This window comes from Clostridium sp. UBA5119 (genome assembly GCF_002414285.1).
GTDB classification, from domain to species: domain Bacteria; phylum Bacillota; class Clostridia; order Clostridiales; family Clostridiaceae; genus Clostridium_J; species Clostridium_J sulfidigenes.
Map to the genome: position 1 here is coordinate 1 of NZ_DHYX01000100.1, position 23,592 is coordinate 23,592.

Sequence of the window (23,592 nt, forward strand, 5' to 3'; positions counted from 1 at the left end):
GTTAGAATATGGATTTGTACCTAATAATTCATCAACAAATGAATATACACTAGACAGAATTAAGTATAGGGACATTAAAAGGCTGGTAGTGAATACTTACCATGAGCGGTTGGAGATATATGGGGATATGAAGCTTACAGTATATTCAAACTATGAAGAGAATCAGATTCTATATATTGAAAATCATAAAGACGATAAAAGAAGATTTTACCTTTATTATGAAAATAATGAAGATTTCATAAGAACTTTAGAAGAAAATNNTAAGGTACAAGTTATAAATAAGCAGGAAGAGTAAAATATAAAAACATATAATTATTAGGGACAAGGTAGATAATTATTTATAGTATAGTAGATTGGAAATTTGATTAAATAAGTATTTAAGATAATAGGATATATTATTTTGAAATAAAGAAAGGATAATTAAGGTATATTTATGGAAGAAACAGTTGAAAAAGTGTATAATTTTAGAAGTAAAATATATGTTACTTTTAAAAAAGGAAAGCTAAAAAGATTTTTCTTAAAGTTTGGGATAGTAGCTACTATTATATTATCTATTAGTATGCTTATAGATGGGAAGTCTTTGTTGAGGGCAGGTGGGCAAAGTGCACTTTTTTTAGGGGCACTTATACCAGCTTTACATACCTCAAAGGGGAAATTTAAGCTTTTACCTGGTAAAATTAAAGTTTATGAAGATAAGCTTATAATATTGTATGAGAGTATTGATAGAGAAGATGAAAAAGGGGGAAGAGAAGAAAAGTACATCATACCATATAGTGATATACAATTAATTCAGATAGATAGAAATAAAGAGTGCTTATCTATAATAAGTCATCCATTTGTTGAGATAACTTATAGTGATAATAAAAAAGAAGAATACAATTTTAAAGAGTTAAACAAACAATATACTAATGATATATATATGACAGAAGTAGTTACACACAAGTTTATTAATGAAGTTAAAAATTTTTCAGATATACAGATTAATGAAGTAAGATAGGAAGCATTTGGAGGTAATTATGAGAGAAGATGAATTAAGAGATGATGTTGAGTATTCAATTGCTTATGAATATAATCAACAAGGACAAGCATTATTAGGAGTAGAGAAATATGATGAAGCAATAGAGTATTTCAAGAAAGCTGAGAAAGAAGATCCTATGTTAATTGATACATATTTTAACTTAGGAAATGCCTTTGCTATTATGGAAAATTACGATGAGGCAGAGGAATATTTTAAGAAAACTTTACTAATAGATAAGACAAATCCTTTATCATATTTTAACTTAGGTAATATTAGCTTTATGCAAAATGATATTTCTAAAGGAATAGAATATTATAATAAAGCTGCATCTTATGGATATGAAGATGGAGAGATGTATCATAACTTAGGACTTGTATATGAAGAGATGGGAAATTATACACTAGCTATAAGAAACTATACAAAAGCTATTGCTAAAGATCCTCTTAGACCTGATTTTAGACTAAGAAAAGCAGCTATATATATTGCTACAAATAGTTATGAAGAAGCTTTAGAAACTTTAGAAGAGCTAAATGAATTATTCCCAGATATTTTTGAAGGATATCATTTAAGGTTTGAAATATATTGTGTTCAAGAGAAATATGATGAGGCTGAAAAGATTATTAATCATGCAAAGGAGCTATTTCCAGAGGATGTTTCAATCTTATATGATAAAGTAAGGTTATTTAATATTAAAGGCGAGTATGATAAAGCTTTACAAATGATTGATGATGCACAGGAAATGGAAGATTATGAATATGAAAAGAGAAATTTAGTATTTGAAAAAGCAAAAATTTACGCTCAAAAGGAAGACGTACAAGCTACTATTCAATTATTAGAGAGCATGAAGGAACTAGAAGCTGGAGAATACGACTATGAGGCTAGATATTTTCTTATGAATGCTTATTTAAGTTCAGGAAACTATGAAAAGGTATTAGAAAATGCAGAGGTATTAGCTAGTAATGGTCAAGAGTCTCAATATGGTAGAACTGGAATTTATTATAAACCATTTAGTCTAAAAATGCTAAATAGATTAGATGAAGCAGAAAAATTTTATAAAGAAGCTAAAAGAATATTAAGATTAATAACAATTAAAGAGCCAGGAAATATAGAAGCATATTTATTTAGGGTATTATGCTATAAAGATACAGGAGATTTTGAAAAAGCAATTGAATTAATAGATTATGTATTAAATTTAGATGATAATGCAGAGGCATATCTAATAAGAAGTACTATTTATAAAGAACAAGGTGAAATGGTAAAGGCANNAAAGAGGATTACGAAAAGGCTAAAAAGATAAGACCACTTCTTGATGTTGGAGAAATAATTTAAGGAGATGAAATTTTATGGCTGATTTTGAGGTAGATATAGAAGCATTTAGAAATGCAATCGAAAAGTACAAACAAGCAATTACTAGTATGAATAACACAAAGAAAAAATTAAGTTCTTCAGTAACCATATTAAAAAATGGTGGGTGGAAATCAGATGCTGGGAATAAGTTCTTTGAACTTTATGAAAAAGATTGGGGAGGAACAATTGAACAATATACTAAAGTTATTGGATTTTTGTGTGACTTATTAAAGGAAGCAGAAACTCAATATGGGACAGTTGTAGATGAAAGTAAAAAATTAAAATTTTAATGCTATAACCTCAAGCAAATAGCTTGGGTTAAAATAAATATTTTTAAATACTTAGGAGGTATTAATTATGGCACAAATTAGAATTACACCAGACGAATTAAAACAGGGATCAGCTTTCTTGGTGAACAAGATGAACACAATAGTTAGTGAGGTGAGCGCAATTGAATCTAGAGTAAATGCAATTGCAGGTGAATGGGAAGGAGCTGCACAAGGAGCTTTTGTTAATGCATTTCATGAAATGTTACCAATGTTAAAAGAAAAATTCCCAGAAATAGTACAAGGAATAGCTGACCAATTACAAGGTGCTGCTGAAACATTAGAACAAGCAGATTCTGACATAGCAACAGCTTTCGGAAAGTAAAAAGGAAGAAAAGAACATTTCAATTGAAAAGAAATGTTCTTTTCAATTTTAAATAAGAGGTTGATAATATGAGATTTTTAGTAGGATATTGTACTGATAATGGTATAAAAAAAGATATTAATGAAGATTCGTTACTTATAAAAACTGCAACTAGCCCCTTTGGTAGAATTGGTTTATTTATAGTTTGTGATGGTATGGGTGGATTTGAAAAGGGTGAACTTGCAAGTGCTACTATAATTAGAGACATGAATAGATGGTTTAATGAGGAATTACCACATATAAATTTTAATAAAGTGTATGCAGAGGATATTTATAACCTTATTAATGAAAAAATATTAAAATTAAATGAGAAGATATTAGCTTATGGATTAAGAATGAATGAAAGATTAGGAACTACATTAACTATGTTTCTAACTATAAATAATAAATATTATATTTTTCAAATTGGAGATAGTAGAGTTTATAAAATTGAGGATAGCATTGAACAGTTAACTATGGATCAAACACTAGTCCAAAGAGAGATTGAGCGAGGAAATATAACAAAAGAAGAAGGTAGACGCCATCCAAATAGAAATATTTTACTACAATGTGTGGGTGCTAAAAAGGAAATTAATGTTGACATGGTCATAGGTGAAATAAAGGAAAATCAAATATATGTGATATGTTCAGATGGGTTTTATGGAAAACTCAGAGAGAGAGAAATTTATGATGCTTTAAAAGTAGAGAATATAAATACTAAAGATGATTTAAACAATAGGGCTAAGGAGCTAGTAGAAATAGCTAAATCAAGAAAAGAGGCAGATAATATTACAACAATAATCATAAAGGCTTTAGAATAGGAGGTGTTAAAAATGATAAATAAGGGAACTATTGTGGATCATAGATATGAGATACTTAGAGAGATTGATAGGGGAGGCATGAGTATAATATATCTTGCTCATGATAATAGATTAAGAAAACAGGTTGTACTTAAAGATATTAGAAAGGAAAATAAAATAAACAATGAAATACTATTGAAATGTTTAAAAGCAGAAGCGGACTTACTAATATCTTTTGATCATCCTAATTTGCCTAAAATATATGATATCATAGAGGGAAATGGACATATATATGTTGTTATGGATTATATTGAAGGTGAATCCCTGAAAAAGAAATTTGATCGTGAGGGAAAATGTTCAGTAGAAGAGGTAGTTAATTGGGGAAAGCAATTAGCTGATATATTGGAATATCTTCACACTAGAAAACCATATCCAATCATATATAGTGACATGAAACCACATAACATCATGTTAACACCAGAAGGAAAGATAAAGTTAATAGATTTTGGAATATCCGTGACATCAGAAACAAAAAAAAATGCACCTAACTTTGGTACAGAAGCTTATGCTGCTCCAGAGCAATTAAGTAATAGACAGACGGATAGGAGAACTGATATATATAGTTTAGGAGTTACACTGTATCAATTAGTTACTGGGTTAAATTTTAAAGAAAATACTAAATTAAGATCTATACGACAAATGGACACTTCTCTTCCAGAGGGATTAGAATATATTATAGAGAAATGTTTAAAGGAAAATCCAGAAGAAAGATATCAAACTTGTAATGAATTACTATATGATTTAGAAAATGTTGATAAATTGACTAAAGGATATAAAAGAAAGCTCATAGGAAAGATATCTTTATTCTCACTTAGTTTAGTAATGTTTATTATATCGTTAATTGTAACTTTAATATTTTTTGAGAATATTAAAACAATTAAAGGTGGAGGAGTATTATTTTCTTTAGGTATTTTATGTACAATAGCAGTATTTAGTGTTATTATAATAATATTTTTGAAATATAAAATTGGAAAGATACTCTATGATATAACGGGTTTAGGATTAAAAAAATCTATAAAAAATAGAGATAAAAATAATTTAGATAGAATAAACTTAGAAAATCAGAGTAGTGAAGGAAGAAGAGAAATTCAAATAAAAATAAGAAAAGATATGACTGATTTTTTGGAGGTTGGGGAAATCGTGCTACTTGATTCTAATAAGGATGAATGCAATTTGGATGAGAAAGTGGATTTTCTAGATAGTGAAGAAACAACTCTTCTTGATGATGAAGAAACAACCTTATTTTATAATGACGATACTGGTATTTTTGATGAGTATAAAAGTGTTTCAATAGAGGATATTAATAGTGGATTTTCAAGTACTTTTATTAATGAATTGGACATTTGTATAACTCATATTGATGCTGAAATTTAGCAGAAAGAAGTAAAGTAATGGAGGGATATAATGAAGGCTTTAATGGATTTACATACCCATACTATTTCTAGTGGGCATGCTTATAGTACTTTAAAGGAAAATATTGAGGAAGCTAGAGATAAGGGGCTAAAGGTCCTTGGAGTTTCAGATCATGCTATATCTATGCCAGGTACAGCTCATGAATATTATTTTAATAATTTAAAGGTGATTAAGGATGAAATTATGGGAGTTAGAATTCTAAAAGGAATAGAGGCTAACATAATGGATTATGAAGGTAGAATAGATGTACAAGAGGAGTTGGCACTGGAACTTGACTATGTCATAGCTAGTATGCATCCACCTTGTGTAGCACCAGGAACCATTGAAGAAAATACTAATGCTTTAATAAAGGTTATGGATAATCCTTATGTTAAAATCATAGGTCATCCTGATGATAGTAGATTTCCTTTGGATTATGAAAAAGTAGTATTAGCGGCTAAAGAAAAAAATATGGTTTTTGAAATGAATAATACATCCATATCTCCAAAGAGCTTTAGAAGAAATGCTAGAGAAAATCAAATAACTCTTCTAAACTTATGTAAAAAACATGGAGTTAAAATAATCATGGGCAGTGATGCTCATATTTACTATGATGTAGGAGAATTTTCAGCCTGCTATCAGTTACTTAAGGAGATAGATTTCCCAGAAGAACTTGTATTAAATTTTAATATGGATTCTTTGGAATATGTATTAGGAAAAAGATAATATAAGGTGGTATATCAACAAAATGTTATATTTGTGTGGATATAGCACCTTTATTGATAATTAATTGTGTATAAAATCACTAAAATGGAATACTATTTATGAGGTGATTTTATGAAATCTGTATGGATTGAAAGCTGTAACTTTAAAAAGAGGGAATCTTTAAATGGAAATATAGAGGCAGATGTAGTAGTTATAGGAGCTGGTATAACAGGAATATTAACTGCCTATATGCTAAAGAAAAAAGGAATAGATGTAGTTATAATTGAGGCTGAAGAGATTTGTAGTGGAAATACAAAAAATACCACTGCCAAGATAACTTCTCAGCACTCCTTAATTTATGATAAGTTAATCAAAGAATTTGGAGAAGATAAGGCAAGACAATATGCAAGTGCTAATGAGTTAGCTATAAAAAAATATAAAGAGATAATAGAGAATGAGAGAATTAAGTGTGACTATGAGGAGAAGGATGCTTATTTATATACATTGGATAATATTGAAGCTTTGGAAAAAGAATTAGATGCAGCAACTAAGTTAGGAATAAAAGCTAAACTATTAAAAAATATAGAGCTTCCTTTTCAGGTTAAGGCAGCTTTGAAATTTTATAATCAAGGTCAATTTAATCCGCTTAAGTTTTTAGAAGTTATTACTGAGGAATTAACCATTTACGAAAATACTAAAGCTTTAGAAATTAAAGATGAGCTAGTTGTTACAAATAAAGGGATGGTTGCTGCTAAGGTAATAGTAGTGGCTACTCACTATCCAATTATGAATACACCTGGGTATTATTTCATTAGAATGCATCAAGAAAGATCCNNTTATAGCTTTAGAGAATGCTCAAGATGTCAATGGAATGTACATTGGTATTGATAAATGGGCATACTCTTTTAGAAACTATAAGAACTTATTATTGCTTGGTGGAGGTTCGCATAGAACTGGCAAAAATGAAGCTGGTAGTAAGTATGAAGAATTAAGACAGGTAGCAAAGGAGTTATATCCTAATGCTAAGGAGAAATATCATTGGTCTGCTCAAGATTGTATTCCTATAGATGAAATACCTTACATAGGTCAATATTCCACTGAAACTCCTAATGTATATGTGGCAACGGGTTATAAAAAATGGGGAATGACATCTTCTATGGTGGCAGCTATGATTTTATCTGATATGATATCTGGAAATAAAAATGATTTTGCAGATATATTTTCTCCTACAAGATTTGATATGTCAGCATCAAGTAAAAATCTAGCACAGGATGTTATAGAAACTACAAAGAATTTTATAGCACAAAAAATTCACATTCCAAGTGAACATGTAGATAAGGTAGAAACTGGTCATGGTGGAATTGTAGAATATAATGGAGATAAAGTTGGGGTATACAAAGATAATAATGGTAATATATTTACTGTAACTACAAAATGTCCTCATTTAGGCTGTGAACTTCAATGGAATCCTGATGAGTTATCATGGGATTGTCCATGTCATGGTTCTAGATTTGATTACAAGGGTAATTGGATAGAAAGTCCAGCTATTAGGAGATTATCCCATGAATAAAATTAAATGTTATACAAGGAAAAAGAATTTTTTTGAGGGCTGGTATTTTAAACATCAAAAGGGTGAGGATACTATATCCTTTATACCTGGCATAAATATAGATAGTAAAGGAAATAGGTCAGCCTTTATACAAGTGATAACTAATAAGAATTCCTACAATATAAATTATAGTTTTTCTAAATTTATAGTTTATGAAGATAAGTTAAAAATAAAAATTGGAGATAGTATTTTTTCATCTAAAGGCATTGAAGTCCACATTAAAGATGAGGGTTTAACTATAGAGGGGAAAATAGAATATGACTTATTGACTCCTGTAAAATATGATATAATGGGACCTTTTAGTTTTATACCTTTCATGGAATGTAGCCATGGTATAATTAGTTTATATCATAAATTAAAAGGAACTTTAATTATTAATGGTGAAGAGATGGATTTTCAAGGCGGAGTTGGATACATTGAAACAGATAGAGGTAACTCTTTTCCTAAGACTTACTTATGGACCCAGTGTAATGATTTTAAAAATGAAAAAATATCTATAATGGGGGCTATAGCAGATATTCCTTTTATGGGGTTAAATTTTAAAGGATGTATATGTGTTGTATATTATAAAGGAAGAGAATATAGATTATCTACCTATAATGGAGTTAGGATTCTTAAATATAATTGTAAGTCATTAATGTTAAAAAGGGGCAAGTATGAATTGCAGATAAAAGTTAATGATGGAAATTCACAAAAGTTATTAGCACCCTTAAGTGGGAATATGAGTAGAACTATCCATGAAAATGCAGCTTGCTCAGCTAACTTTAAGTTTTATATAGAGGATAAGTTAGTCTTTGATATAGAAAGTGACAACTGTAGCTTTGAATATGTGGATAAATAAGATTTTAAATAGTTCTATATCTAATAAAAATTGAATTATAAACTTATATTAAACTAGCATTTAAAATATTAAGATGCTAGTTTAATATTTTAAAAAAGACTATTTCATAAATATATATCTATATGGTATATTAAAACAATAGCAAAAAAATCTATAGGGGGAATTGTGCCATGGTATTTTATTTTTCAGGAACAGGAAATTCTTTATATGTAGCAAAAAATTTATCTGGTAATCAAGGGGAAGAATTAATTTCAATATCTAAAGAGATGAAACAAGAAAAAGAATTTTATGAGTATGACTTGAAGGCAAGAGAAAAGATTATTTTTGTTTACCCAATCTATGCTTGGGCGCCGCCAGCACCAGTAGTTAAATTCATTAGTAAATTAAAATTAAATAACTATAAGAATAATTATTTAACAGCAGTAGTAACCTGTGGTGAGAATATAGGAAATAACATGAATATAATAGGTAAAAAGTTAGGTGCTAAGGGGTTAAAATTAAATAGTGGATTTTCAATTGTCATGCCTAGTAATTATATTATCTTTGGAAGAGTAGATGAAGATGATATTGTGAATAGCAAGATGTCTAAGTCTTTAGAGACCCTTGGGGAAGTAAATAATCTTATAAGTGATAATGTTAGGGATGTATTTAAGGTTGAAACAGGACCCATGCCTAAGATTATGACAGCCATAGCTAATCCTATATTTAATAAGTTGGGTATAAATGCTAAAAAGTTTCATGTTACAGATGATTGTATAGGATGTAAACTTTGTGAACAGGTATGTAATACTAAATGCATTAAGGTTGATAAAGTTCCTAAATGGGGAGACAACTGCTGTCAATGTTTAGCATGTATAAGTTATTGTCCTAAGGAAGCCATCCAATATGGAAAATATACAATTAATAAAAAGAAATATAGAAATTCTAAAATTGATGTAGGTGAAATGAAAATATAACTTGATAAGAATTTCATATAGCTTAGTTAAATTTTTAAAGGCTCTCTTTATCATTACAACTTTACATTTTAAAATGTGTATATATTTCTATAATAGAAATAACAATAAGAGTACCAAATTCAAAGGAGAGTTTATCCATGAAAAACTTATTTAAAGGTATTTTTGTATTACTTATTTTCAATTATATATTATGTGATGTAGCTTTTGCTAAAGAGAGAAGTTATAATTTAGCTGATAGAAAGCAAGATAATAAAATAGAGGTTGCAGTAGTTGTAAAAGACGAAGGTATTTGGGCAGTGAATATTAATAAGCCTTCAGAAAAAATAATAATTAATAGTGGGAATTATAGAGAGCCAATCATAAGCGAAAATGGATATGTAGCCTATCGGGATACTAAGGATAACCTGTATATAGCAAAAATAGATTTTCATAAAAAAGTAGACAACAATATTAATGTAGATGATAATGTTACTGCCTATCAATGGAACAAGGATGGAAATTTAATTTATTCCAAGTCTACAGGAGGAGCATATATATTTGGAGTTAAAGATAAAACTAAAGAAGCATTGACTGGAGGAAAAGAGTTCTATACGCAAATTTTATTAGGAAAAGATAACTCTTTATTTGCAGTAAAGAATATTATAAAAAAAAGTAATTCAGATAATTATCCTTTTCCTCTAGGTATAGTTAAGTTAGATTTAGCATCTAAAAAAGAAAAAGTAGTGGTACCATATATACCTATAAATTCCCAAAATCATGATTTAGGGTTGAATCCAAAGATGGCTACCATTTCTATTAATGGAGTTAATTTAATTGTATGGTGTAGACCTAATTCTGCATCTATGACAGCAGATGGAGTGCCCATAGGAGTTTATAATGATGAAAGTAACAAATGTAGAAAGATACTTAATAAAGAGATTATAGTTTTAACTTACGAGGATATGATGTCTGTATCACCTATAAATGATAATTTAGTGGCTATTATAAATGGTGCATATAGNNTAAAACTTTAGGAATATTAAATTTAGAAGATGATAGCTTTAAAAAAATCACTAAGGATGGAGAAGTAGCTATGACTCCAAACTATTCTAGTGATGGTAGTAAGATAATATATTCTGCTTCAGCTTATAGTGAAAATCTTCAGCAATGGGAAAGTTCTAACAATCAACATATATATGAAGTAAACTTAGAAAACAATGAAATTACTAAATTGACTAATTCATCTATGGGATGGGATTTTTATCCTAACTATATTAATGATGATAGTGAATTTGTATTTATAAGAAAAGATAAAGAAAATAAATTTTATTTAATTAAAGGGAATAGAGAGGGGAAGGAACAAGTTATAATTGATAACATTCTAAATACTGATGATAGTGCATCTATAAATGAGTATTTTTGGTATTATGGACATTACGATATGAAAAAGGTTTTTAATAATATGGAAATAACTCAATGATTTAAAAAATTGATATTTATCCGATGACTACCAGCTCTAATACTGCCATCTTTTTTAAAGTGGCAATTAAGAGCTGCTACGTCCCTGGATAACGATTTCCCCTAAAGGACAACGAATTCTAAGTATCAAATAAATTGATACTAGAAATTCTGTTAGTAAGCTTCGAAGAAGCTAAGAAATCTGTTTATCCGATGACTACTGGCTCTAATACTACCATTTTGTTAAAAGTGGCAGTTAAGAGCTGCTACGTCCCTGGATAACAATTTCCCCTAAAGGACAACGAATTCTAAGTATCAAATAAATTGATACTAGAAATTCTGTTAGTAAGCTTCGAAGAAGCTAAGAACTCTGTTTATGCACTAAGATACACATATGATGAGAGGAAAGATTAATTTATGGAATTGACATTAGACATATTTCAAACAATGGCATTAGCTTCTATAGTTTTTTATTTTGGAAAATATTTAAAAGAAAAAATATCCATATTAGAAAAGTATTGTATACCAGCACCAGTTATAGGAGGGCTTATTTTTGCAATACTTATGCTTATATTTAGACTGACAGGACTTATATCAATTAATTTAGATACAACTCTACAAAATATTTTTATGACTGCATTTTTCACTAGTGTTGGATTTACGGCTAGTATTAGAATATTAAAAAAAGGTGGTATAAAAGTAGTAACATTCTTAATTTTATCAGTACTTTTAGTAATTCTACAAAATACAGTTGGAGTTGCGTTAGCAGCCTTGTTTAATTTAGAACCCTTATTAGGAATTTGTACAGGCTCTATTCCTATGATAGGGGGACATGGTACTGCAGGGTCATTTGGACCTATTTTAGAAGAAATGGGAATTGCAGGTGCTACAACTGTATCCTTCGCTTCTGCGACTTTTGGTCTCGTTATGGGAAGTATAATTGGAGGATTGGTTGCTAGAACATTAATTATACGCCATAAGCTTAATACTCCTATGAAGGAGGATGATGATAATGCCTGTATGCCACTAGGAGATTTTAATGAAGATAATCAAGATATACTATGTCATAAAAGATTAATGTCAGGAGCATCTTGGATTTTTAAAGCAATGGGAATAGGATCTATAATATCTAATTTTATTCAAGGAATTGGGTTAACTTTTCCATCTTATATTGGGGCCATGCTTGTAGCTGCAATTATAAGAAATATTTGTGATGCCACAAATATTGAGTTAGTAGAAAAAGAAATTGAAAATCTTGGAGGTATTAGCTTATCCTTCTTTTTATCTATGGCTCTTATGGGATTAAAGTTATGGGAACTTTTAGATTTAGCAGTTCCTATGGTTGTTATGCTAATAGCACAAACAATTCTTATAGGTGTATTTGCTTATTTCATAACCTTTAGAATTATGGGTAGAGATTATGAAGCTGCGGTTTTTGCATCTGCAAACTGTGGATTTGGAATGGGAGCTACACCTAATGCTGTAGCTAATATGGATGCACTTTCAAATAAGTTTGGATTTGCACCTACCCCATATTTTGTAGTACCAATTGTAGGGTGCTTATTCATAGATTTCGTAAATTCCGCAATTATTACACTATTTATAAATATAATTCATTAAAGCCATTAATTTAAGCAATCATAGAATAACGACACATTAAAATATTAGAATATAAAAGAAAAAGCAATACACTATTAAAATGTAAATAGTATATTGCTTTTCTTAGGTTAAAATGTATGAAATTAATTTATAAAAGATATAATAATTATGAGATTAGAAAAAGTTGTTATAAAAAGGTAGTATAAAATCTTTCTATTAACATAGGTATTATATAGAATTATTTTTTAAGAAATAATAAATAATTCTATTTTTATAAATACTTTTTTTAATTATATAAAATATAAAAGTTTTATATGAATTATTAAATGGTTATAGGTAATATTTCAAAAAATAATTATTTTATATATGTTGACTTTATAAATTTATAAGTATAGAATTAATATAAAATTGCAAGTCGAAAAATATAATAAAATGTTGAAATATATATAAAGTACATATTAACTATAAAATAAATACAAAAAATGGAGGGATTTTTATGTCTATATTAAAAGGGTTAAATCCAGAAAAGGTTCTAGGCTATTTTGAAGAATTAACTAAAATACCTCATGGTTCAGGTAATGAAAAGGTTATCAGCGATTATTTGGCTAACTTTGGTAAAGAAAGAGGATTTGTAGTAATACAAGATGATGAGTTAAACGTAATCATTAAAAAACCTGCAACTCAAGGATATGAAAATGCACCAGTAGTAACAATCCAAGGTCATATGGACATGGTTTGTGAAAAGAATAAGGATAAGGTACATGATTTTGAAATGGATCCATTAGAGCTTAGAATCGATGGAGACTATCTTTATGCCAATGGAACAACACTAGGAGCAGATAATGGAATAGCAGTAGCTTATGGATTAGCTATTTTAGATTCAAAAGAGTTAAAACACCCTGCTATAGAATTATTTGTTACAACTGGTGAAGAAACAGGTATGTATGGAGCAATAGCAGTAGATCCTAAAAAGCTTGATGGAAAAATATTATTGAATATTGATTCAGAAGAAGAAGGAATATTTCTTGTAAGTTGTGCTGGTGGAGTTACTAACTATGTAAATATAAATAATCAATGGGAAGATGCTTCTAATGAGGCTTTAAAACTAGAAGTTAAAGGATTAAAAGGCGGACACTCTGGTATGGAAATAATAAAACAAAGAGGAAACGCTAATAAACTTATGGGAAGATTATTAAATGACGTATCAAAAGAGGTAGATTTTAATATTTCTCATATAAGTGGAGGAGCTAAAAACAATGCAATTCCACGTGAAGCAGAAGCTACAATTACAGTAGCTACTAAAGATGTAGAAAAAGTTAGAGAAATAGCTAATAACTCATTAGAGATTTTTAAAACTGAATTAAGAATACAAGATCCAGATGTAACTGTAATAGTTGATAAGGCTGAAGTTGATAGACAATTAACTAAAGAAGTAACTGAAGAAATTGTTTCTTATTTGATAGTTGCTCCAAATGGAATTCAAACTATGAGTGAAGACATTAAAGGGTTAGTAGAAAGTAGCCTTAACTTAGGTGTAATAGAATTTAGTGAAGAAAAAGTTACATTTATTTCTGCTGTGAGAAGCTCTGTAAAAACATTAAAAAATGCTATCACAGATAGGATAGATGTTGTAGCAAAATTAGTTGGTGCCGAGGTTGTTAATGATTCAGATTATCCAGAATGGCAATATGAACCAAACTCACCAATAAGAGATTTATGTATAGAAACTTATAAAAACGTTACTGGTGAAGAACCCAAAATAGATGCTATCCACGCAGGACTTGAATGTGGACTTTTAAAAGAAAAAATGCCAGATGTGGATATGATAAGTTTTGGACCAAATTTATTTGATGTACACACTCCAAATGAACATATGAGTATATCATCTGTTGAAAGAGTATGGAACTTTATAATAGCACTGTTAGAAAATATTAAATAAATACCTAAGGTAAATTTTACTTTAGATATTTAATATAAAAATAAACAATTTGATTTAGGCATCCTGAAGAGTACTAGTTAATATGTTTATATTTTTATCAATAGTATTAATTAAAGATAAAGATATAGCTTGTAGATAAATTAAACTTTTAAACATAGTAATTAGTGGCTTTTTTAGGGTGCCTTGTTAAAGAGTTACAAAGGAGGAGAAAAAGTTTATGAACCAAGAGAAAAGAAAATTATCTCAAAGTGCTTATGGTGGATGCAAAGGTGAAGAATATGTTCCTTTTATTCCAACATCAATGGCAATGCCAGAAACAACAGGTTATTCAATTATTTTAGGTATTATTTTAGCATGTGTTTTTGCAGCGGCTAACACATATCTTGGTCTGAAAGTTGGTATGACAATATCAGCTGGTATTCCTGGTGCTATTATTGCAACTGGAGTATTAAAAGGAATGTTTAGAAGAAATAACATTCTAGAAGCTAACATGGTAGCATCTCTAGCTGCTATGGGAGAATCTATTGCCGGGGGAATTATATTTATTTTACCTGCATTAATTTTATGGGGGTTAAAATTAAGTATTCTAACTGTTGTTATTGTTACAATAATTGGTGGAGTTATGGGAGTATTTTTCATTACACCACTTAGAAGATACTTAATCGTGGAAGAACACGGAAATTTAGTTTATCCAGAAGGTATGGCTGCAGCTGAAGTTCTTGTAACTGGCAGTGAAGGTGGACAAGGCTTCAAAACAGTTATGACTGGTCTTGGAGTAGGAGCTGGATATAAACTTTTCTCAGGTGGATTTGCACTTTGGGGAGAGCAAGCTACTTATGTTATTAAAAGTTATCAAGGTACAATGATGGGATTTGACACTTTAGCATCACTTCTTGGTGTTGGATTTATAGTTGGTACTAGAGCATCATTACTTATGTTTGGTGGTTCTGTTATAGCTTGGTTTGCACTTATACCATTAATTAAATTCTTAGGAGTTGGACTAGCAGAACCTTTATTCCCAGCTACTAAAATTATAGCTGAAATGAGTGCTAACGAAATCTGGGCTAACTATATTAAATATATAGGTGCTGGAGCTGTTGCAATGGGAGGCTTTATTTCGCTTGCTAAGTCTATTCCTACTATTATCACAAGTTTTAAACAAGCTATGGGTGGAATAGGTGCAGGTAAAAATGACAAAGTAAGTAGAATTGATTTAGAAGCGCCTCTTACTTGGGTTATTCTAGCAGCTGCTTTTGGATTCGCATTAACTTGGTTATTACCAATGGTTAACGGTGGATTTGTAGGTGGAATCATGGCAGTTTTATTCAGCTTCTTCTTTGCCGTTGTTTCAGCTAGAATGGTTGGTATAATTGGAGCATCAAACAACCCAGTTTCAGGTATGACTATAGCTACAATGTTATTTGTAACTACTGTAATTAAATTAACTGGTGGAGTAAGTCAAGAGTATATGACTAAAGCTGTATTAATAGGTGGAGTTGTTTGTGTTGCTATAGCAGTAGCTGGTGGAGCAGCACAAAGTTTAAAAACTACATTTATTATAGGTGGTACTCCTAAAAAAGTTCAATTAGGAATGTTTATTGCACTTTCAGTAGCAGGAGTTTTTGCAGCACTTGTAATTAATATGCTAGACATTGCTTATGGAATAGGTTCTGCAGCTGTAGCAGCACCACAAGCTACACTTATGAAAATGATCGTTGAAGGTATTATGACAGCTCAATTGCCATGGACACTAATAATAATTGGTGCTGCAATTGCATTATTCTGTGAATTAGCTGGAATAGCGGTATTACCAGTTGCTCTTGGTATATACTTACCAATAACTTTAAATGCTGCTATCTTAGTTGGTGGAATTATCAGAGAAATAGTTGAAAGAAAATTCTCTAAGGATAATGACAGAAGAGGAGAAGTTGTTGAAAAAGGAACTCTTCTTGCTTCAGGTTTAGTTGCTGGAGATGCATTAATGGGTATAGTAGTAGCTGGTCTAGCAGCAGCTCAAGTACCTATAGCATTTGGTAAGAATTTCTTACCAGGAATAACTCAAAGCAATCTATTTGCTTGTGTAATGTTCTTATTACTAGGATTATGGATTTACATGTTCTCTTGTAAAAAAGACAAAGCTGTTAAATAGTTGTAACTATTAAATAGTAAATTATATAATAATTTAAAATCGCTTTGCCACAGGTAAAGTCTATCTGTGGACAAGCGATTTTAATATTATAATAACTTAAAGTACATAATAAAGTATAATAATTTGAATTAAAGAATATCTTACATTTAATGGTTATAAATAAGTTAGGAGGAATTTTGCATGAAGAATAAGAAAACACAAGAAGAAATACAAAAACAAGCTCAAGATACAAAGCATAATTTTGCCCTTTATGTACCTGAAATTAAACAAGAGAATTGGGAAGAAAAAGATGGTAAAGTTATTATACATATAAAAGTTACTGATCCAGTTAAAAAATTTCTAGCCTGGATGGTTAAAAGAACTCCTGAAACTAAATTAGAACTAGATGAGAGATGTTCTACAGTATGGAAGTATATAGATGGAAATAGAACCGTTTATGATATTGCAAAACTTATGGCAGAAATTTATAAAGAAAATGTAGATGGAGAACTATATAGATTAGTAACTTATTTAAAATACATATCTAAAAGAGGATGGATAAAGTTTAAAGAATATGATAAAGAAGTTGAAATTTAATATACATAACATTTAATTAACATAAAATTTAAAATTACAAGACCTATGTAAATACAAGGGTTATAGGTATTAGAGAGGATAACCTTACATCATTGAAAGATATATGTAAGGTTATCCTCTTGTTCTATTTATACATGTAAGGTAAACTATATGTATGTCAAAATTGGTACAAGTAGCAAGGAGTGAAAATTAGTGGGTTTAGATTTGATAGTTATATTAAAAGCAATAATTATTGCAATAGTAGAAGGATTAACAGAGTTTATTCCAGTTTCATCTACGGGACATATGATATTAGTTGGTAATGCTATTAACTTCCGTGGTGAGTTTGCTGATATGTTTCAGGTAGTTATTCAACTAGGGGCTATACTTGCAGTAGTGGTATTATATTGGAATAAGATTAAGGATAGTGTAATAGAATTTTTTAAATGCATATTCACATTGGGTAAGAAGGGTCAAACTGGATTTAAATTTGGAATTAATGTATTGATTGGATGTATTCCAATGGGCATAGTAGGAGTTATTTTTTATAAGCAAATTAAAAGCTTATTTAATCTTCAATCAGTAATTGTTGGATTATTAGTAGGAGGATTTTTACTACTTATAGTGGAAAATTTCTTTAGAAAGAGAAAAAACAAAGCTGTTAAAAACATAGATGATATAACACCTATGCAAGCATTAAAGGTAGGGATATTCCAAGTTCTTGCTGTATGGCCAGGAATGTCAAGAAGTGCATCTACCATAATGGGAGGTTGGGTTGCTGGGCTCTCAACTCCAGTAGCAGCAGAATTCTCATTTTTCTTAGCAGTACCTGCAATGGTAGGATCATCAGCTAAAGATTTATTTGAATTTAACTATTCTATTATGACTCCAACCTTATGGGTTGCATTAATAATTGGGTTTATTGTTGCCTTTGTTGTATCAATAATAGTTATGGACAAATTCGTTACTTTCTTAAAGAAAAAGCCTATGAGAGTATTTGCTATATACAGAGTAGCAGTAGGAGTACTACTTGCTGTGTTAGTATTTACAAAGGTTATTACCTTAGTAGCTTAAATTAAATGATAACTTTAATAAAAAAGAGAGCAAATTCATTTTTCAATGAATTTGTTCTCTTTTTTTATAACTACCAACTACCAGATGATCCACCGCCACCGGAAGAACCGCCACCGAAGCCGCCAAAGCCGCCGCCACCGGAAGAACCACCGCCGCCGAAGCCACCGCCACCTCTAGGACCTCTTCCACCTCTACTAGTCCAAAATAACATTCGTAGTAATCTACCTCTATTGAAGATGGAATCTATAAATACAAAGATGATGATAGCTATAAATATAAATATGTTAAAACCACCATTATCCTCATAATCTTCTTCACTAGGCATTGTTACATTCAAAGACTTATCTAAGGTGACACCATATTCTTCACTAGCATAATCACATAAAACACTATAACTATTTAGAATTCCTTCACTATAATTTCCATCTTTAAAACTTGGTTTTGCAATGGAAGTCATAACTCTACTTGAAAGTGCATCAGGTATAGCACCTTCAAGACCTCTTCCTACCTCTACTCTCCATTGCCTATCATCTATGGCTACAAGAATTAAAAGACCATTGTCTTTGCCTTTCTCACCTATTCCCCAGGTTCTAAAGAGACTATTGCTATAATCTTCAATTGGAGTATTGTTTAGTGTATTTATTACAACAACAACAGCTTGAGCACCTGTTTTATCCTCAAGTTCTTTACCTAAGGAAATAATTTTATTAGCATCTTCACTATCTACAATGCCAACATAGTCATTTAAATATTTATATTTAGTTGGACTAGGGTAAGTATCTTCTGCCAATGCACTAAAAGAAGAGAGCAGTAGTATAACAACAAGTAAAGAAAGACAGTGCTTTAAAAATTTAATTGTACTTTTCATCTTTATTTAGAAAAGTCTACAGAAGGGACTTCTGCAGCACCTGCACTTGCTTTATAAAATGGTTTCTCGTCAAATCCAAATAATGAAGCTACTATATTGGCAGGAAATCTTAAGATTTTAGTATTATACTGTGTTACTACATTGTTATAATCTTGTCTAGCAATGGCAATTCTATTTTCTGTTCCTTCTAATTGCACTGATAAATCTAAGAAATTTTGATTAGATTTTAAGTCAGGATAATTTTCAACTACTACTAACAATCTAGAAAGAGCGTTAGATAGTTCAGTATCTGCAGCTGCTTGGTCAGAGATATTTGTAGCTCCTGCAAGTTTAGCTCTAGCGTCAGCTATTTCCGTAAATATTTCCTTTTCTTGAGTTGCATATCCTTTTACTGTATTAACTAGGTTAGGGATTAAATCTGATCTTCTTTGAAGCTGAGTATCAATATTTGATTCCGCTGCACTAACTCCTTGTTTAAGAGTTACAAGATTATTGTAATTTCCAACTAAAAATACAGCAATAATAATCACAATAATTATTATAGGAAGGAAAACCTTCATACCTTTTTTCATAATTTATTCTCCTTTCAATGTTTAATTTAGTATATGTTTTAATTTCACATATTATATATGAATTAATCTTATTCTTAACAAGATTAATTAGAAACGTAAAGTAATGAGTTATAAATTAAAACTGTTGCTTTACATTATATTCATTATAATCAAGAAAATTTACAAAATCAATGTAAATAAGAAAATCCTGTGATTTGCACAGAATTTTCTTATTTTGATATTAACCTCTATCTTCATTTACAATCAGGGGGGATTATTTATGAAGTGTTTGATATTTTACTTAATACTAAGGGTTTCCACTTTAAATATTGCTTAAAAGTAATATTTAAAGTGGATTACTTATTTCAGGGGTTAATTTATTTACTTTAAATATTAGGAAATTAATTATCTCTTATATAATCTTGGGGAATTACTTACGAAATATTTATTATCTCCTGTTAATATTTATAATAAGGGTAAATTGTGACATCTGTGTGACAAAATTATTATTAGATTATAAATAATTTTAGAAGGAAATTAATGAGATTAAACTTTGTTTATAAGTTGAATAAGTGATATTAGTAAATATAAATTTAATAAATAGCTATGGAATTATATTGAAATTAAAGATATAATTAGTACAAGGAAATATATGTAGTACAAGGTATAAGGAGTGAGGATAATGGAGATTATTAAAGAAAAATTAAGTGAAGTAAGGGAGCATATTAAGAATGTAACTTACTTAATTCATGCACAAAGCTTAATACATTGGGATATGCAAACAGGAATACCCTCAAAAGCTATAGATGGAAGAATTGAGGTAGTTGGGTATCTATATTCGGAATGTATAAAACTTATGACTTCTCCAAGAATAGGGGAATGGATAGAGTACTTTTCAGATAAAATGGACAAGTTATCTTTTAAGGATAAAAAGATTATAGAAAACTTAAAAAGAAACTATGATGAGCTTATAAAGATACCACCTGAAAGAAATAAAGAGTATCAAATGTTATGTTCAACATCAGAAGCATTTTGGAAACAAGCTAAGGCAAACAATGATTATGAAGGCTTTAAGCCATATCTAGCAAAGATAATAGAGTTTAATAAGGAATTTGCTGAATATATAGGATATGAAGGAAACATATATAATAAATGCTTAGATGATTATGAAAGAGGATTGACTGTAGATAGGGTAGATAAAGTATTTAAAGAGCTTAGGGATGGTATAGTGGACCTTTTAGAGAAGATTAAAGCCTCTAAGGTAAGTATAGACGAGTCCTTCTTTAAAAAGCAATTTCCTACTAAAGATCAAGATGAATTTGGTAAATTTGTTTTAGAAAAATTAGGATATGATTTTGAGGCAGGAAGACTAGATACTACTGTTCATCCATTTACAACTAACTTCGGAAATAAAGATGTTAGAATAACAACTAATTATGATGAACATGATTTTAGAAGTGCGTTCTTTAGCAATATTCATGAAGGTGGACATGGTATTTATGAGCAAAACTCAGCAGATGGTTTAGAATATACAGGTGTTTCAGGCGGAACTTCTATGGGTGTACATGAATCACAATCTAGATACTATGAAAATATTCTAGGAAGAAGTAAGGAATTTTGGGCTTATTTTTATCCAGAGGCTCAAAAGAGATTCCCTCAATTTGAAGGAGTTAATTTAGAAGATTTCTATAAAGCTATAAATAAGGTAGAACCTTCTTTAATTAGAACAGAAGCAGATGAATTAACTTATAGCATTCATATTATAATTAGATATGAATTGGAAAGAGCTTTCATGAATAATGAAATCACAGTAGAAGAGTTACCAGCTGCTTGGAATGAAAAATACAAGGAATATTTAGGTGTAGAGCCTAAATATGATTCAGAAGGAATTCTTCAAGATACTCATTGGGGTGCAGGGTTAATTGGATATTTCCCAAGCTATGCTCTTGGTAATGTATATGGAGCTCAATTTTTAAATAAAATGAGACAAGAGATACCTACCTATGACGAAGAAGTTAAGAATGGTAATTTTACAGTAATAAAAGATTGGTTAAGAGAAAACATACATCAATTTGGTTCTCTTTATACTCCATCAGAGCTTATTGTAAAAGTAACAGGAGAAGAATTAAATCCTAAATATTTCTTAGAGTACTTAAATAAAAAATACGGAGAAATATACGAAATATAAGTGACACTCCAAATTTTATATTTGGTCAGTGGAACTTAAGTGAGACTCTAAATCTATGATTTAGTTAGTCGAACTTACTCATTCGAATATATATGAGAAGGAGTTTCCTTTAAAACAGTGCATGTAAGAAGGAGTTTCTTTTAATGTGATAAATCTTAGAAACGTAATGATAGAAACTTTTTCTTTTAATGAAAGGGCTATTAACTTATGCAAGAAGATTGGATTTAAAGAGATAGGAAGAAGAAGAAACTCTATTATATATGGAAATAATGAGTTTGATGAAGTCTTCATGGATATATTGAATACTGATTTCCATGAATCAATCATATGTGAAGCACTAAAATAGAAAGAGAACATTATATAACATTAGGCTGTTAAAAAATAAGGGCTATAAACTTTCAGTTTTATAGTTCTTATTTTTTTATTACATTTTATATGAAAATTAGTTAAATCTAAAATTAGTGATTGAGAAATCCATGTGACCATTAATAATAAACAATAAGTGATTAACTCACATAAATAAAATATTAAAAAGGATAAAATATATGTATAATAAAAAGCAGATTTTGAATTATCATATATAGGGAGGCGTTATAATGTTTAATTTTTTTAAAAGAGATAATGGAAAAGTAATAAATATTAATGATATAGATAGTTTGTTAGGTAAGATTAATTTAATTGATATTAGAGAAATATATGAATATAGAAATGGAAGTTTAAAAACAGCTAGAAATATTCCAATGGGAAATCTTTTAAACAATCCAGACAGATATCTTAAAAAAGAAAATGAATATTATCTCATGTGTTAAACAGGTTCGAGAAGTTCACTTGCTTGTAGGAGATTGAATAAAGAAGGTTTTAATGTGATTAATGTTACAGGTGGTATTGGAGCATATAGAGGGGCAGAAGGAAAATAACTCTAATTAATGTATAGATTATTTTAATTTGTAGTTGATATAATTACTTAAGAGTAATATAATTTAATTAAGCTAATACTTAATTAAATTATATTATAAAAGGAGTATATATGATAGAAAGTGTAAAAGTATTTAAAGCTATTGGTGATGAAACAAGAATAAAAATACTAATATTATTATCTAAGAAGAATATTTGTGCAAAGGCAATAGCTAAGCATTTACAAATTTCTGAAGCTGCAGTATCACAACACATTAAAATTCTTAAGGAAGTAGATTTAATTGTAGGTTACAAAAGAGGATATCATGTAATCTATGATTTAAATAAGAAAGTTTTAGAAAAAGCTATAGAATTTATTAATGTATTAATTACTGATGATGTACGCCTAATAGATGATAAGTTTAATATAAGGTTAGAGAGCTTTCATGCTTTACAATGTGAAAAAAATTGTAAGGTGGTAAAGAAATGCTGTAAAGAGAGATTAAAGGAGGAAGAGTAATGAAGGTTTGTTTTCCAGTTAAATCTAATGAAGGTATGGAGAGTGTACCATATGGACATTTTGGAACAGCTCCAATGTTTGTAGTATGTAATTTAGAAACTAATGAGGTTAAAACTATAGGAAATGGTGATTTAGGTCATCAACATGGTATGTGTCAACCAATGAAAGCATTATCAGGAGAAGTAGTAGATGCTGTGGTTGTAGGTGGTATTGGTCAAGGAGCTATAGTTAAGCTAAATTCCCAAGGAATAAAGGTATATAGAGCAGCAGAAGGAACTATAAATATAAACTTAGAGAAGCTTAAAAAAGGTGAGTTGTCAGAATTCGCCATGAATCATACTTGTAATCATGATGGATGTGACCATCATTAAAATATAATAAAAAGTTAAAGAATTGTATGAGGGGCTTTCGCAAAATAGAT

Annotated in this window: 21 protein-coding genes and 2 pseudogenes; 21 read left to right on the forward strand and 2 right to left on the reverse strand. The window is 29.6% G+C overall.

Annotation, left to right across the window (positions count from 1 at the left end):
* The first annotated feature begins 433 nt into the window (after nt 1-433).
* The 16 genes and pseudogenes from B2671_RS15340 to B2671_RS15415 all read left to right on the forward strand — a co-directional run bounded on the left by B2671_RS15340 (nt 434) and on the right by B2671_RS15415 (nt 18,150).
* Nucleotides 434-997 (forward strand): hypothetical protein, encoded by a 564-nt coding sequence (locus B2671_RS15340; RefSeq protein WP_346871187.1) that lies wholly within the window; start codon nt 434-436, stop codon nt 995-997.
* Between the two features lie 19 nt (nt 998-1,016).
* On the forward strand, nt 1,017-2,315 hold the full coding sequence (locus B2671_RS15345; RefSeq protein ID WP_346871188.1) for a tetratricopeptide repeat protein: 1,299 nt from the start codon (nt 1,017-1,019) through the stop codon (nt 2,313-2,315).
* Nucleotides 2,316-2,361: 46 nt separating this feature from the next.
* On the forward strand, nt 2,362-2,655 hold the full coding sequence (locus B2671_RS15350) for a WXG100 family type VII secretion target (protein ID WP_346871189.1): 294 nt from the start codon (nt 2,362-2,364) through the stop codon (nt 2,653-2,655).
* Between the two features lie 67 nt (nt 2,656-2,722).
* Nucleotides 2,723-3,016: a WXG100 family type VII secretion target gene (locus tag B2671_RS15355; protein WP_346871190.1), complete on the forward strand. Its 294-nt coding sequence runs from the start codon at nt 2,723-2,725 to the stop codon at nt 3,014-3,016.
* A 68-nt stretch (nt 3,017-3,084) separates the two neighbouring features.
* Nucleotides 3,085-3,855, forward strand: a complete 771-nt coding sequence (locus B2671_RS15360; protein WP_346871191.1) for a PP2C family protein-serine/threonine phosphatase — start codon at nt 3,085-3,087, stop codon at nt 3,853-3,855.
* A gap of 12 nt (nt 3,856-3,867) precedes the next feature.
* Nucleotides 3,868-5,268, forward strand: coding sequence for a serine/threonine-protein kinase (locus B2671_RS15365; RefSeq protein ID WP_346871192.1), 1,401 nt, complete (start codon nt 3,868-3,870; stop codon nt 5,266-5,268).
* A 30-nt stretch (nt 5,269-5,298) separates the two neighbouring features.
* Nucleotides 5,299-6,012: a phosphatase gene (locus B2671_RS15370; protein WP_346871193.1), complete on the forward strand. Its 714-nt coding sequence runs from the start codon at nt 5,299-5,301 to the stop codon at nt 6,010-6,012.
* Between the two features lie 111 nt (nt 6,013-6,123).
* Nucleotides 6,124-7,561, forward strand: a pseudogene (locus B2671_RS15375) (FAD-dependent oxidoreductase).
* Nucleotides 7,554-8,441, forward strand: coding sequence for a tocopherol cyclase family protein (locus B2671_RS15380; RefSeq protein WP_346871194.1), 888 nt, complete (start codon nt 7,554-7,556; stop codon nt 8,439-8,441). Before B2671_RS15375 ends, B2671_RS15380 begins: the two are co-directional and overlap by 8 nt.
* 170 nt (nt 8,442-8,611) lie before the next feature.
* The gene (locus tag B2671_RS15385; protein ID WP_346871195.1) at nt 8,612-9,397 is read left to right on the forward strand and encodes an EFR1 family ferrodoxin; all 786 of its coding nucleotides are present in this window, start codon (nt 8,612-8,614) and stop codon (nt 9,395-9,397) included.
* A gap of 1,072 nt (nt 9,398-10,469) precedes the next feature.
* Entirely contained in the window at nt 10,470-10,856 is a 387-nt protein-coding gene (locus B2671_RS15390) for a hypothetical protein (protein ID WP_346871196.1), read from the forward strand.
* A 395-nt stretch (nt 10,857-11,251) separates the two neighbouring features.
* Nucleotides 11,252-12,454, forward strand: a complete 1,203-nt coding sequence (gltS, locus tag B2671_RS15395; protein ID WP_346871197.1) for a sodium/glutamate symporter — start codon at nt 11,252-11,254, stop codon at nt 12,452-12,454.
* A 475-nt stretch (nt 12,455-12,929) separates the two neighbouring features.
* Nucleotides 12,930-14,372 carry an aminoacyl-histidine dipeptidase gene (locus tag B2671_RS15400; RefSeq protein ID WP_346871198.1) on the forward strand — a complete coding sequence of 481 codons (1,443 nt, stop codon included), beginning with the start codon at nt 12,930-12,932 and terminating at the stop codon, nt 14,370-14,372.
* Nucleotides 14,373-14,589: 217 nt separating this feature from the next.
* Nucleotides 14,590-16,521, forward strand: coding sequence for an OPT family oligopeptide transporter (locus tag B2671_RS15405; RefSeq protein ID WP_346871199.1), 1,932 nt, complete (start codon nt 14,590-14,592; stop codon nt 16,519-16,521).
* A 180-nt stretch (nt 16,522-16,701) separates the two neighbouring features.
* Nucleotides 16,702-17,097, forward strand: a complete 396-nt coding sequence (locus tag B2671_RS15410) for a PqqD family peptide modification chaperone (protein WP_346871200.1) — start codon at nt 16,702-16,704, stop codon at nt 17,095-17,097.
* Between the two features lie 192 nt (nt 17,098-17,289).
* Nucleotides 17,290-18,150, forward strand: a complete 861-nt coding sequence (locus B2671_RS15415) for an undecaprenyl-diphosphate phosphatase (RefSeq protein ID WP_346871201.1) — start codon at nt 17,290-17,292, stop codon at nt 18,148-18,150.
* A gap of 70 nt (nt 18,151-18,220) precedes the next feature.
* Here B2671_RS15415 and B2671_RS15420 read toward each other — a convergent pair whose 3' ends face one another.
* Both B2671_RS15420 and B2671_RS15425 read right to left on the reverse strand, forming a co-directional pair.
* Nucleotides 18,221-19,018, reverse strand: a complete 798-nt coding sequence (locus tag B2671_RS15420; protein WP_346871202.1) for a TPM domain-containing protein — start codon at nt 19,016-19,018, stop codon at nt 18,221-18,223.
* Between the two features lie 2 nt (nt 19,019-19,020).
* Nucleotides 19,021-19,590 (reverse strand): LemA family protein, encoded by a 570-nt coding sequence (locus B2671_RS15425; protein ID WP_346871203.1) that lies wholly within the window; start codon nt 19,588-19,590, stop codon nt 19,021-19,023.
* 661 nt (nt 19,591-20,251) lie between these two features.
* Here B2671_RS15425 and B2671_RS15430 point away from each other — a divergent pair.
* The 5 genes and pseudogenes from B2671_RS15430 (at nt 20,252) to B2671_RS15450 (ending at nt 23,542) form a co-directional block, all read left to right on the forward strand.
* Nucleotides 20,252-21,757, forward strand: a complete 1,506-nt coding sequence (locus B2671_RS15430; RefSeq protein ID WP_346871204.1) for a carboxypeptidase M32 — start codon at nt 20,252-20,254, stop codon at nt 21,755-21,757.
* A 145-nt stretch (nt 21,758-21,902) separates the two neighbouring features.
* Nucleotides 21,903-22,103, forward strand: a complete 201-nt coding sequence (locus tag B2671_RS15435; protein WP_346871205.1) for a GNAT family protein — start codon at nt 21,903-21,905, stop codon at nt 22,101-22,103.
* A gap of 250 nt (nt 22,104-22,353) precedes the next feature.
* A pseudogene (locus tag B2671_RS15440) lies at nt 22,354-22,674 on the forward strand (rhodanese-like domain-containing protein).
* Nucleotides 22,675-22,784: 110 nt separating this feature from the next.
* Complete coding sequence (locus tag B2671_RS15445) at nt 22,785-23,171, forward strand: metalloregulator ArsR/SmtB family transcription factor (protein WP_346871206.1); 387 nt, start codon at nt 22,785-22,787, stop codon at nt 23,169-23,171.
* On the forward strand, nt 23,171-23,542 hold the full coding sequence (locus tag B2671_RS15450; protein ID WP_346871207.1) for a NifB/NifX family molybdenum-iron cluster-binding protein: 372 nt from the start codon (nt 23,171-23,173) through the stop codon (nt 23,540-23,542). Before B2671_RS15445 ends, B2671_RS15450 begins: the two co-directional genes overlap by 1 nt.
* Nucleotides 23,543-23,592: the final 50 nt, after the last annotated feature.

Bases quoted from the DNA above. Each gene is read 5' to 3' on its own strand.
- B2671_RS15340 (WP_346871187.1), top strand. From the start codon at position 434: ATGGAAGAAACAGTTGAAAAAGTGTATAATTTTAGAAGTAAAATATAT.
- B2671_RS15350 (WP_346871189.1), top strand. From the start codon at position 2,362: ATGGCTGATTTTGAGGTAGATATAGAAGCATTTAGAAATGCAATCGAA.
- B2671_RS15355 (WP_346871190.1), top strand. From the start codon at position 2,723: ATGGCACAAATTAGAATTACACCAGACGAATTAAAACAGGGATCAGCT.
- B2671_RS15360 (WP_346871191.1), top strand. From the start codon at position 3,085: ATGAGATTTTTAGTAGGATATTGTACTGATAATGGTATAAAAAAAGAT.
- B2671_RS15365 (WP_346871192.1), top strand. From the start codon at position 3,868: ATGATAAATAAGGGAACTATTGTGGATCATAGATATGAGATACTTAGA.
- B2671_RS15370 (WP_346871193.1), top strand. From the start codon at position 5,299: ATGAAGGCTTTAATGGATTTACATACCCATACTATTTCTAGTGGGCAT.
- B2671_RS15380 (WP_346871194.1), top strand. From the start codon at position 7,554: ATGAATAAAATTAAATGTTATACAAGGAAAAAGAATTTTTTTGAGGGC.
- B2671_RS15385 (WP_346871195.1), top strand. From the start codon at position 8,612: ATGGTATTTTATTTTTCAGGAACAGGAAATTCTTTATATGTAGCAAAA.
- B2671_RS15390 (WP_346871196.1), top strand. From the start codon at position 10,470: ATGACTCCAAACTATTCTAGTGATGGTAGTAAGATAATATATTCTGCT.
- gltS (WP_346871197.1), top strand. From the start codon at position 11,252: ATGGAATTGACATTAGACATATTTCAAACAATGGCATTAGCTTCTATA.
- B2671_RS15400 (WP_346871198.1), top strand. From the start codon at position 12,930: ATGTCTATATTAAAAGGGTTAAATCCAGAAAAGGTTCTAGGCTATTTT.
- B2671_RS15405 (WP_346871199.1), top strand. From the start codon at position 14,590: ATGAACCAAGAGAAAAGAAAATTATCTCAAAGTGCTTATGGTGGATGC.
- B2671_RS15410 (WP_346871200.1), top strand. From the start codon at position 16,702: ATGAAGAATAAGAAAACACAAGAAGAAATACAAAAACAAGCTCAAGAT.
- B2671_RS15420 (WP_346871202.1), bottom strand. From the start codon at position 19,018: ATGAAAAGTACAATTAAATTTTTAAAGCACTGTCTTTCTTTACTTGTT.
- B2671_RS15425 (WP_346871203.1), bottom strand. From the start codon at position 19,590: ATGAAAAAAGGTATGAAGGTTTTCCTTCCTATAATAATTATTGTGATT.
- B2671_RS15430 (WP_346871204.1), top strand. From the start codon at position 20,252: ATGGAGATTATTAAAGAAAAATTAAGTGAAGTAAGGGAGCATATTAAG.
- B2671_RS15445 (WP_346871206.1), top strand. From the start codon at position 22,785: ATGATAGAAAGTGTAAAAGTATTTAAAGCTATTGGTGATGAAACAAGA.
- B2671_RS15450 (WP_346871207.1), top strand. From the start codon at position 23,171: ATGAAGGTTTGTTTTCCAGTTAAATCTAATGAAGGTATGGAGAGTGTA.